This window comes from Methanoculleus sp. 10 (assembly GCF_913757945.1).
In the GTDB taxonomy this organism is placed as follows: Archaea; Halobacteriota; Methanomicrobia; order Methanomicrobiales; family Methanoculleaceae; genus Methanoculleus.
The window spans coordinates 270,906-281,489 of sequence record NZ_CAJYDP010000003.1 but is presented as its reverse complement, the minus strand read 5'-3'; the positions used below and the strand labels follow the sequence as shown (position 1 = coordinate 281,489).

Annotated in this window: 12 protein-coding genes and 2 pseudogenes; 4 read left to right on the top strand and 10 right to left on the bottom strand. The window is 68.8% G+C overall.

The annotated features are described in order from the left end of the window. The first annotated feature begins 2 nt into the window (after nt 1–2). The 3 genes from QZ408_RS04980 to QZ408_RS04970 are packed head-to-tail and all read left to right on the top strand — an operon-like array spanning nt 3 to nt 2,331. Nucleotides 3–1,250, top strand: coding sequence for a DUF58 domain-containing protein (locus tag QZ408_RS04980; protein WP_292490105.1), 1,248 nt, complete (start codon nt 3–5; stop codon nt 1,248–1,250). Continuing rightward, nucleotides 1,250–1,543: a hypothetical protein gene (locus QZ408_RS04975; RefSeq protein ID WP_292490104.1), complete on the top strand. Its 294-nt coding sequence runs from the start codon at nt 1,250–1,252 to the stop codon at nt 1,541–1,543. Before QZ408_RS04980 ends, QZ408_RS04975 begins: the two co-directional genes overlap by 1 nt. Further along, on the top strand, nt 1,540–2,331 hold the full coding sequence (locus QZ408_RS04970; RefSeq protein ID WP_292490103.1) for a hypothetical protein: 792 nt from the start codon (nt 1,540–1,542) through the stop codon (nt 2,329–2,331). Before QZ408_RS04975 ends, QZ408_RS04970 begins: the two co-directional genes overlap by 4 nt. Here QZ408_RS04970 and QZ408_RS04965 read toward each other — a convergent pair. The 6 genes from QZ408_RS04965 to QZ408_RS04940 form a co-directional block, all read right to left on the bottom strand. Then, a complete protein-coding gene (locus tag QZ408_RS04965; RefSeq protein ID WP_292490102.1) occupies nt 2,279–3,253 on the bottom strand; it encodes a DUF1616 domain-containing protein in 975 nt (324 codons plus the stop codon). The two genes, QZ408_RS04970 and QZ408_RS04965, sit on opposite strands and share 53 nt — an antisense overlap. 11 nt (nt 3,254–3,264) lie before the next feature. Further along, nucleotides 3,265–4,455, bottom strand: coding sequence for a hypothetical protein (locus QZ408_RS04960; RefSeq protein ID WP_292490101.1), 1,191 nt, complete (start codon nt 4,453–4,455; stop codon nt 3,265–3,267). Between the two features lie 77 nt (nt 4,456–4,532). Next, nucleotides 4,533–5,468: a prenyltransferase gene (locus QZ408_RS04955; protein WP_292490100.1), complete on the bottom strand. Its 936-nt coding sequence runs from the start codon at nt 5,466–5,468 to the stop codon at nt 4,533–4,535. A 52-nt stretch (nt 5,469–5,520) separates the two neighbouring features. Beyond that, nucleotides 5,521–6,180 carry a hypothetical protein gene (locus QZ408_RS04950; RefSeq protein WP_292490099.1) on the bottom strand — a complete coding sequence of 220 codons (660 nt, stop codon included), beginning with the start codon at nt 6,178–6,180 and terminating at the stop codon, nt 5,521–5,523. A 62-nt stretch (nt 6,181–6,242) separates the two neighbouring features. After that, nucleotides 6,243–6,515: a DUF1294 domain-containing protein gene (locus QZ408_RS04945; RefSeq protein ID WP_292490098.1), complete on the bottom strand. Its 273-nt coding sequence runs from the start codon at nt 6,513–6,515 to the stop codon at nt 6,243–6,245. A gap of 155 nt (nt 6,516–6,670) precedes the next feature. Continuing rightward, the gene (locus QZ408_RS04940; protein WP_292490097.1) at nt 6,671–7,132 is read right to left on the bottom strand and encodes a hypothetical protein; all 462 of its coding nucleotides are present in this window, start codon (nt 7,130–7,132) and stop codon (nt 6,671–6,673) included. 114 nt (nt 7,133–7,246) lie between these two features. Between QZ408_RS04940 and QZ408_RS04935 the strand changes: the two genes are divergently transcribed. Then, entirely contained in the window at nt 7,247–8,140 is an 894-nt protein-coding gene (locus QZ408_RS04935) for a UbiA family prenyltransferase (RefSeq protein WP_292490096.1), read from the top strand. Nucleotides 8,141–8,158: 18 nt separating this feature from the next. Here QZ408_RS04935 and QZ408_RS04930 read toward each other — a convergent pair. The 4 genes and pseudogenes from QZ408_RS04930 to QZ408_RS04915 form a co-directional block, all read right to left on the bottom strand. Further along, nucleotides 8,159–8,452: pseudogene (locus tag QZ408_RS04930) on the bottom strand (plastocyanin/azurin family copper-binding protein); the annotation flags it as partial. Between the two features lie 98 nt (nt 8,453–8,550). Then, nucleotides 8,551–8,979 (bottom strand): hypothetical protein, encoded by a 429-nt coding sequence (locus QZ408_RS04925; protein WP_292490165.1) that lies wholly within the window; start codon nt 8,977–8,979, stop codon nt 8,551–8,553. A 214-nt stretch (nt 8,980–9,193) separates the two neighbouring features. Next, nucleotides 9,194–9,238: pseudogene (locus QZ408_RS04920) on the bottom strand (hypothetical protein); the annotation flags it as partial. After that, nucleotides 9,222–10,550 (bottom strand): DUF2298 domain-containing protein, encoded by a 1,329-nt coding sequence (locus tag QZ408_RS04915; RefSeq protein WP_292490094.1) that lies wholly within the window; start codon nt 10,548–10,550, stop codon nt 9,222–9,224. The pseudogene QZ408_RS04920 and the gene QZ408_RS04915, both read right to left, overlap by 17 nt. Nucleotides 10,551–10,584 lie beyond the last annotated feature (34 nt).

Here is a 10,584-nt window from a genome sequence, read left to right as displayed (position 1 = left end):
CGATGATCCGGCCGACCCGGACGACCGGGGGGGTCGCGGCCCTCGCCCTCGCCCTCACCGCCGTCGCCATCCTCATCGACAACCCTGCCGCGGCCCTTGCCGCCGGCTCCCTCGCCATCTTCCTCTTCTGGCGGGCCTGGCGCTTCAGCCGCGACTTTCAGGCCCTTGCAGCCTCCCTTGTCATCGAGCGCGAGGTCGACCGGACGATCCTCCGGCAGGGGACGGAGGTCCACGTCAGGGTAAGGGTCGACCTTGCCGTCCCGCCCGGTATGGAGATCCGGGTGCGCGACATCCCGCCGGCGGTCGCCGTCGGCGACGCTCCCCCCTCTCCGCCCCAAAAGACCGTGGCTTACACCATCAGGCTCATGGCGCCCGGCAAGACGGCATTTGAGGGGGTCGTCCTCGAGGCGAGCGACGAGTACTTCTCCCACGACCTCGTCATCCGCCGCCCCACCGCCCCTTCCCTCAGGGTCTTTCCCGTGGGGACCGCAGAGACCAGCGGGGAGAAGGAGGCCGGGGTGAGAGACGGCGAGGTGGACCGGAGGTCTACCCTTGAAGGGCCCAGCGTCCGCGGGTTCCGCCTCTACCAGGTGGGCGACGGCCCCGGGCGGATAGACTGGAAGATCTCGGCCCGGCGCGGCACCCTCTACGTCCGGGAGCTGACCGGCCTCGAGGCCGGGGCGCCCCTCGTCGCCGTCGACATCCCCACGCGGGAGGGGAGCGACCCGGAGGTCTTCGCACGATACTCGATGATCGTCTGCGACGCGGTGGAGGGTGCGATCGAGTCCCGCGTAGGATGCTCGCTCCTCGTCATCGCCGGCGGGGAGGTCCTGCGCTTCCTCCCCTGGACTCATGACGTCGGGAAGGCGCTCTCGACCCTCGGCGGGCTTGCCCCGGTTGAGCCCCGCGCCCCCCTCTACCGGTCGCCGGGGCCGGCCATCCTCGCCGCCCGGGCCCGGTTGCCCGGGAGAGAGGGAGGCGGGGAAGGGACCTACATCGCGAGACTCGGCGGTGTGCTCGCGGCGTTTGCAGCCGAGAGTACCTCACCGTTCGCCGTCACGGTGGGGAAAGCCCTGGACCGGGTGGAAGCGTCTGAGATCCACCTCTACACGCTCCTCAACCAGAGCGATACGAGTCACCTTCTCCAGGTCGCCCACCAGGCAAAGATCCGGGGGATGCGGGTCGTTCTCCGGGCACCCGTTGGCTCGCCCGTCATCATTCCGGGCGTCGATGTCGTGGAGGCGATCTGATGGAGTTCGACCGGCGGTTCCTCCTCCTCTGCGCGGGCGAAGTCCTGGTCGTCGCGGCGGGCAACCTCGCGGCGGCCCTCATCCTCCAGGTTATCGTCCTCGGTGCGTTCCACGGTGACCGGCGGGGCTACTGGGCCTTCATACCGGCCGCGGCCCTCTTCGCCGCGGTCATCGCAATCTCCGGCACCGTCCTCCTCCCCCTCCTCGGTCTCGCCGCCGCGCTCGGCTGCGGCTATGCTGTCCTCACCCTCTACGACTACCGGCTCACCGTCTGGGCGGGAGGAGAGGCATGACCGCCAGAAACCCCTACCGCGGAGCCTTCCTCCTCATCACCGCCGCGGCGGCCCTCCTCGTCCTCGCGGCCGCGACCGGCCGGGGGGACATCACCACCGCGACCCTCGTCCTCGCAGGTGCCGGCTGCTTCATCGCCGGGGTCTTCCTCCTCGCCCTCCACAAGGGCGAGCCCCTCGACCCGGAGATCGCCGCCCTCCTCCCGGTGCAGGGGACGGTCAGCATCGCCACCCTCTGCGCGGACCTCGGCGTCCAGGGCGACGCCTGGTTCATCCCGGAGGGAGAAACGGTCGTCGAGGTCGTCCCGGTGGCAGGCAGCCTCCCGGAGAACCCGGGCGACGACTACTCCTACATCACCGGCGAGGGAGGGTGTGCCGTCCGGCTCGCCCCGGCCTGCGCCCCGCTCCTCGCACGGCTCCGCGAGAAGCACGCCCTCGAGGTGCCGGGGGAGGACGAGGCCCTCCTCGCCTGCATAACGGAGGTCTGCGAAGACCTCCTCGAAATCGCCGAGAAGGCGGAGGCGAAAAGAGACGGCGCAAACATCGTCGTCACCCTCTCCGGCTACCGCCTCATTTCGGGCTGCCGGGCGGTCCGGGCGGCCTCGCCGAAGTGCTGCACCATGATCGGCTGCCCGGTCTGCAGCCTGCTTGCGGCGCTCGCGGCGCTCGGGACGGGGGTGCCGACGACGCTCGAGCACATCAGCGTCGACGAAAAAAGAGGCGTGGTCCGGGTGATCCTCACGCCGGCCGGACCCGCACCCAGAGGTGCAGGTCCCGGTAACTCGCGTTGATCCGGTCCTGCCCCGCGATCTCTTCTCCCGGGACCGTCTCGTTATAGAGGAGGAACTCGATCCGGTTGTAACCGGTCGACGGCACCGAGAACTCCCAGGCGAGTTCCCTGGTCTCGTTGTGGGGGACCGTCACCACGAACCGGTCGAGCCGCTCAGCCGCGTGGATGGTCGACGTGTTCGTCGCGGGGTCAAAGGTCTGGTTGAGAGCGAACGCCTCAACCGTGTAGGGGATCTCCCGGTACTCGTGGTTCCCGACCCCGATGATCAGCGACCGGGTTGATGCGGCCGGAAAGTCGGTCGGGTAATCCGCGGCCTTCCCCCCTGGCCCGAGGATGTAGAACTCGGTGAAGTGCTCCCCCTCTTTTGGCACCGCGATGACGTAGGCGGTCGTCGCGAGCGCCGCGACGATCGCGACCAGGAGGACGGCGGAGAGCCCCCGGTCGAGCCGGGAGGCCCCCGGGTCAAAGAGTTCCAGCCGGGCGGCGGCAAGCATCGCCCGGGCCGGGACGGTGAAGCGGTCGGCGGCCGGGAGGAGGAGGCGCCGGTACCAGGCGGCCGCGGTCATCGCCAGGGTGAAGAGGGTGAGCGACGCAAGGATCGGGTCGAGCCGGATCCCCCAGGGGGTGTAGTTGAGCGCGAGCCCGATGAGGGGGACGACGGCGATCGAGAGCCCGAACGAGAGCGCGACCCGCTCGATACCGTCGAGGTCGCCCTTTGCCGGGAAGAGCGCCGCGATCAGGGCGTAACCCGGGATGAAGAGGACCATCGCCACACCAACGAGGATCCGGAGGAAACTCTCGTTTAATACCGGGATGTAGACGCAGGCGAGGGTCACGGCTGTTGCAGCGGCGACCGCGATGAGGTCGCCGGGAACGTCGCCGGCGGCCTCGACGATCAGGGGTCGGTGATCTTGGGGGTCCATGGATGGTTCTGTCAGCCCCTTCTCTCCCACCAGAACATCAAGATTGCGAAAGCGATCGCCGGGAGGAGGGGAGCCACCGGGGCTGCGGCCGGGGTCGTCGCCGCGGGGGTGGTCGCAACGGCCGCGGTGGTCGTCGTCGCCGTCGCCGTCAGGGTGGGCACCTCTGCGGGGACCAGGAGGACGTACGAGCCCGCCCGCGAGACCGCCGCCGTGATCCGGTCACCCTCGATCTTCGAGGGGACCGGCGACCAGATGCCGTCCTCGAACCTCGCGATCGTCGCCGTCGCGCCGGCCGAGGGGAGGGGGAAGGAGAGGACCGCGGCGGGGTCGAACGTCAGGGTCGCGGGGGTCACGGCGTAGGCGTTCCCGGCCGTAGACAAGCCGGGAAGGATGGTGCCCTGGAAGGGGAGGGGCTGGAGCCCGGCGCCCGCGATATCGGTCCCGGTGAGAGAGGCCTTCCCGTCGGCCGAGGTCACCGTCGTGACGCCCGGGGTGGATGTGGCGGTCGGGGGGGTGGTGCTGCCGCCGCTGTTGCCCCCGCTGTTGCTGCCGCCGCTGCTCTGTGTGGTGGTCGCGGTCGGCGTCGTGGTCTGTGTCGGCGCCGGGGCCTCTCCCCCGATCGCGATCGTCCGCGAGAGGGCCTCCGCCCCGTCGATGTAGACGGAGACCGTCGCGGTGCCCTGCGTGACCCCCTCGATCGCAAACGAGATCGTGCCGGAGTCAGGCCCCCGCTTCGTGCCCATCATCACGAGATCGGTGGTGATGCTCTCCGCCGCAGCCTTCCCGTCGAGGGCGACGAGGCTGAGGGTCCCGCTCGGGAGGTTGCGGGGCTGGCCGATCCGGACCTCGCCGTTCTTATCGGCGGTGTAATTCATGCTGACGGAGCCCCCGTCCGGCAGTTCGGCCGAGAGACGGGTCCAGTTCGTACCCTTCGTGTAGGCGGTCACCTCACCCCCGTCGAGAGCGAAGGGGAGCGAGAGGTCCCGGGCCGAAAAAGAGAACGTCTCGCCCGGGGTCGCGGCGAACTCGCCGCGGATGCCGAGCGAGAAGGCAGCGCCGTCGGATAGATCGTTCACGGTCACGGTGACCGTGTCACCGGACCGGATCGCATCAGGGCTGATCGTGATCGTCGCCGCGGTCGCGGCCGGGATCAGCAGGAGAAACAGGAGCAGGAATCCACCCAATCTCTTCACGAGTAACATCTCCTTATCTTTTGGATACGGTATAGATGGCCTTCCAAAATAAAAATGTTTATCCGGGGATGTCAAAATCGGGCGCACTACGGACCCAGAAGAGATCCAACGGCCTCCCGGGCGAAACAGACGACCACGAGGCCCCAGAAGAGGAAGTAGCCGAAGATGTTTGCGGTGGCGTAGCGGAGGGCGCCCGCCCGTTCGGCACACCGGTTCGAGAACCCCCACAGGGCAATCCCGAGCGGGATGCACGATATCACGGCCACCGGCCGGAAATCCACGGGGGCAAAGGCCCCCATGAGCGCAAAGAGGGTGAAGGCCGCGGTCGCGAGGGCCGCCGCGACGGCGATGAGCGCAAAGCCAAAGATCCGCCCCCGCCGCACGACGAGGGTCCGCTTCCCCCCGGCGATGTCGCCCTCCCGGTCCGGCATCTCGACGCTCACGATGAAGACGAGGCCGTAGAGCGAGAGCGGGACGGCGAACGTGAAGAAGGCGGCGTCAAGCCCCCCCATCGCGACGAAGTAGCCCGCGCCGGGCATCAGGAGGCCGAAGGTGATCATGTTCGCGACCTCGCCGAGGTTGTGGTAGGCGAGCGCGAACGGCGGCGCGGTGTAGAACCAGCCGAGCAGGTTCCCGGCGAGGCCGAAGACGAGGAAGACCGGCGGGTAGTCGTAGATGGTGACGAAGGCCCAGCCGATGAGGAGTGAGGCCGCCATCAGGGCGACGGCCGCACCGAGCGCGGCGGGCTTGAGTTCGGGGTGAGCGGCGAGGACGCCGCTGCCCCCCGATATGGCCGTCGTCTCGACGAACCGGTCCGCGTCGGCGTCGAAGTAGTCGTTGCTGTAGTGGACGGAGAGGTGGGCCGCCGCCATCGCCGCGTAACCGAGGAGGAACTCGCCCGGGGTGAACCGCGCCCCGAGAAGGAACGCAAAGAGCGCCCCGGCGGTGAACGGGACAAAGCCCGAGAGGAGGAAGGGGAACCGCCCGAGCCGGATGAACGCGCGGAGGGCACGGGTATCCATGAGGTAATCTCCCGCTCCGGGAAGGGCGGGTCCGGTATATAACGTTATCCCGCTACCCCGCCGGGCCGGGCACAAGGAGCGGCACCGCACGCCTGAGGGCGTCGGCGCCCCCCTCGACGGAGATGAGGCCGAGGACGGCCCGGGCAAGGGTCTCCTTCTCCCGGAGGAGGGTCTCGCCGGCCGGGCGGCGGCGGCAGAGGAGACCGATCAGGCTCTCGTGGAGATCCCACCGGTCGGAGAGCGCCGCCAGATCGCGCACCTCCGCCTCCGGCCCGGAGAGGACCTTCAGCCGCAGGGTGACGTCGCCGATGAGGGCGAGGGCCCGGGCGTCGTCGGGGAACGCCCCGAGGCGGGCGAGGTCGTGTGCCGGGACCGGGAGCGCCTCCTCCGGGAACCCGGCGAGTATCCCGAAGAAGAGCCGTTTCGTGGAGGGGTCCATCAGGACCCGGAGGAGGCCGTCGGGGCCGGGGAAGGTGTGCCCGGTATCCCGCTCGATGCGGGGGAGGGTCTCGCGGACCACCCGGCCGGCCCCGGAGATCAGGCGGCCGGTCTCCCGGCTCCACCCCCGTATCCGCCGGAGCCTCCTCGTCCTCCGGGGGGACCGCCGGTGGGCGGGCAGGTATTCAGCCCGGTACTCGCGCGCGAGGCCCGCCTGGATCGCCGCGAGGGTCTCTTCGATCGGGCGGGCTGGCGGGCCGTAGTCGTATGCCATGCAGTCTACGGTGGGACAAATGAATGCATTTACCTTTCCGCTCCGGTCAACAACCTCTCCGGCTACAGGAGGAGCAGAACGAGCGCGGCGGCGAGGACGACGTGCAGGCAGAGGAAGAGGGGGACGAGCCGGAACTTCGCCTTCTGCGTCTTGTGCCGGAAGACGCGCATCGCAGCCGCGGCCCCGAACGGCCCGAAGAGCGCGAGGACGAGGAGCCTTCTCTCGGAGGTCCTCCGCGCCGACCGTTCTGCCGACCGTTTGTCGTGGCGGAAGGCAGCAAACGAGACGACATTTACGAGGAGGTAGACCGTGATCGCGGCCGGGAGGAGGGGCATCCCGCTATCCCTCCCGCCCGGGTATCCCGGGTTTGGGCACGCCTGTCCTGTTGAGGTTCTGCACACCGTATCGTTCTCTCCCGGATCAAAAGAGGTTGCCGTCTGACGGCCCGGACCGGTCTTCCGGAAAAGAGCGGCAGGGGGACCAAGCCCCCTCACCGCGGACAGAGCCCGGTCAGGTTCATCAGGGTGGCGTTCTCCGCCGTGACGTTGAACGGCACGATCACGATCGCACCGTCCATCTTCTGCTCGACGTCGGGGACGGGATACTCAAAGACGCCCTCCCTCCCGGCGTCATGGTGCAGGACCGCAAACAGGGTGTCGGTGGCGACGAACGTATGGACCGTGACGGTGACATTCGTGTTCACCCCGGGCTCGACCGGCGCATACCCGATGACCCCGCCGGGATGCCCGAAGAGGTTGTTGTGGATGACGAGCCACCCGGTGCCGTTGCTCACGGCCTCGTCGACCGTGACGTTCCCGACAATCCCGTCGCCCGGGATCGCCTGGTCCTTCACCGTGATCGAGGCGTTCGTGGTCGCGCCGATCTCGCCGGAGACGAGCCCGACACAGCAGGCCGCAAGGACCGCCGCAATAACCAGCCAGTAGTTCTTCATTACCGTCGACCTCCCCCGTGGGGGAGGGGGCAGGTGTTCCGGGGGTATATATAGGGTCCGGGTGGGACCTGCAACCTTTTTTGAGCACGGCCGCATAACCCGTCACGTACCATCATGAGAGAGACCCTTGCCGCGCTCGCCGACCTGACCCGCGCCCACTTCTTCTTCGTCTGGCCCCTGCTCTTCTGCTCGGGGCTCGCGCTCGCGTTTGCGAACTACGGCGGGTTCTCGTGGGAACTCGTCGGCCGCGCGGCGCTCATCGGCCTCTTCGGGTTCGAGGCCGGGCTCGTCTTGAACGACTACGTCGACCGGGAGCACGACCGGCGGGACATCGACGGCTCGCTCACCCGTTACTGGCGGCCGTTTGGGGCGCGGCCGATACCGGAGGGGAGGGTCTCGCCCCGGGCGGCGTTCGCCCTCTTCCTCATCCTTGCCGGGTCCGCGGCCGCCATCGCCGCAACCCTCCCTGCGCCGCACAACCTCTACGTCCTCGGCATCATGGGCTACTCCTACCTGGTCGAGTACTTCTACCAGACAAAGAAGCGGCGCCAGACCCTCCCGCTCGCGCAGGTGGTCGGGCGGACGGACTTCGCCCTCTTTCCCGTCGCCGGCTACCTCGTCCACGGCAGCCCGGATGCGGCCGCCCTCCTCATCTTCCTCTTCTTCTACCCCTGGGCGCTCGCGCACCTCGCGGCAAACGACATCGCCGACGTCGCAAACGACCGCGCCCGGAGGATGGCGACGATCCCGGTCCTCTACGGTATGCGGGGCGCGGTTCTCTGGGTCCTCGGCTTTGCGGCCGTCCATGCCGCGATGGCGCTCGTCTTCGGCCTCACCCTCGGCCCCGTCGCGCTCGCGGGGTTCGCCGCAGGACTCATCCTCCTCGGCGCCGCAACCTGCCTCATCCTCCGGGGGAAGAGCCCGGCGGCCGGGATGCGGGCGCTCCCCCTCATCCACGCGACCCTGATCGTCTACGCCGCGGCGATCATCGCGGCCGTCGTGCTCTAAAAGGGAGAGGGGGCCCCCTCACTCCACGATGAACGCCCCGTTCATGAACGGGTGGACGTCGCACCGGAAGAAGTAGGTCCCCGGGGTCCCGGGTGCGGTGAAGGTGTAGGTCGCCCGGCCCGGGCCGGCGACGATATCGCCGACGAAGATCGCGTCGGCCGCCGAAGAGTCGGTGTAGACCGAGATGTTGTGCGGGATGCCGTTGTCCCGGTTCTCGAAGTGCACCGTCACCTCCGCACCCACGGGAACCGTGATCGTCCCGGCATCGAAGACCATGTTCGCGGCCGCGATCTCGACCGTCACGCTTTTAGCGGTTTGGGCTGTGGTCGTCTCCGGCGTCACGCCCGCACCCCCATGACTGCAGTTGCTCGCGTCATGAGCCCCACCCTCTCGCCCGGGTCGTATAATGGTTACGCCTCCGGCGCGTAGATCCGGACCCCGTCTCCCTCGTAGATCAGGACGAGCCCGTGCTCCGGCAGGCGGACGTCGTAGCGCTCCCGCTCCGGGCTCGCCGACGTAGAGGAGGGTCGCGTTAATTTCGCCATCAGAGCGAGGGTCTCCCCGGGTCCTCGTAGATCGCGCGGATATCCGCCGGGCGATCCGCGCACCACGCGCCGTTCCCTCGCCAGGTCGAAACCCGTGGCTGATCTGCCCGAGGACCGTGGGGATGCCGGTGAAAGACGAGACCCGGAGTAGTAGCCGTAGTCCCCGTTCTCCGCCTCCACGATCCGGTGGCTGCCGCCGAGCGTCCGGAGGTAGTCGATCGCCGCGGCCTCCCCGGGCCGGGTGGCGTCGAGGTAGGCGAGGCCGTCGAGGGTGTGGTAGCCCGCCGGGGGCATTTGATCCCGAGGAGGCCGCGGCCGATCTCGATGTTGAGGGCGACCGGCGCGGCGATGAGCGCCGCGGCCGCAATGACGGCAAGCCACCGCCGCCCCAGGGAGGACCGGGCGGCTGGCGGCAAACCACCCCGACGATGAGGAGCGAACCGGTGCCGAGGAGGACCCAGGCATCGAAGTAGAACTTGAAGATGGTGTTGAACCGGCTGTAGTCGCCCCCGAGCATCTCTTTGAGGTAGAAGATCTCAGTGAAGGCGAGCACCGCGAGCCCGGCGATGCAGAGGAGGTCTGCAAACGAGCGTTTCCGCCGGAGGAGGAGGTAGGTCGAGCGGCACCGCGGCGAGCGCGCGCGCGGCGTAGCCGGCGAAAAGAAACGGGAGAGCGATACCGAGGTAAACGGGAGCCCGCCGGATATCCCGGGCGACGGCGGCGTAGACCACCGCGAGGAACCCGCCCCAGATCGCGAGGAACACGAGGGGTCGGTGGGGAAACCCCACCCGATCCCGCCCACGCCCGCGGGTTCGGGTTTGCAGGTAGTAGGGGAGGTAGATGAGGAAGGCGACTGCGGGGACCGCGACGACGGCGGCAACGGTGGATCGGTCCCGTTCGCGGAGCGCGAGCGAAAGGAGGAAGACCGCAGCGGCCGGGCCGTAGACGAGGGCGTCCCAGGAGGAGAGGAGCGGCATCGAGCCGAGGGAGAGGGCGATGAGGAGGGCGAGGGCGGACCGCCCCGGGAGATCGAGCCCGCGCCACCGCAGCCACGCAAACCCGAGGAGGAAGATGAGGAAGGCCTGGTTGAACACGGCCATCTCGAAGGCGTGGGCGTTCCCGAGGAAGAGGGAGAAGACCGGGAACTCGAACCGCGCCCCGGCGACGATCCAGTTGGTATCCTGGAACGCCTGATAGATATCGGCGCCCGCGGCGAGGAACCAGGGGACCGACGGCGGGACGAGGAGGAGGACCGCGAGCGGCACCCACCGCAGCCGCCGGAGGAAGAGACGCCCGAGGGCGTAGAGCGTCACGAACGCCGCCCCGTAGACCGTGGCCGGGATGAGGTTGAAGACAACCTCCGGGGGGACGCCGGTGACGACCCCGAGGCAGCCCATCAACCAGTGGCCGAGGTAGTAGTAGACGGTGAGGTGTCCGCCCGCAAACCAGGGGTCGAGCGGCGGCACGACGGGCTCCCGCATGACGCTCGCGAGGAAGGCGTGGTTCATGTACTGCTCGCTGAAGCAGCCGATGACCGGGTTCATGAACCGGACGGAGAGCGCGAACAGGAATCCGACGAGGAAGACCGCATCGTGGGCGATGAACCCCCGGATCCCCCGGTAGTCGCCCCGGTAAAGGCCGTAGGCCCCGAGGGCGGCGAAGAGGAGAAGGGCAAGGGCGACCGGGACGCGGAGGAGGCCGCAGTACCAGGTCGCGAGGGCGAAGAGGAGGAGGGAGGCCGGGTAGGCCGCCGGGTAGGCGTAGTCCCCGAGTGCGGGACGGAGACGGGGCCAGAGGGCGAGCTGGAGGCCTTTCAGGAGCCCAGCCCAGAGGAGGAGGGAGGATGCCTGCAGGAGGAGGTCCACACGCAGGTATCGGGGAGAGGGTATATGCGCTTTG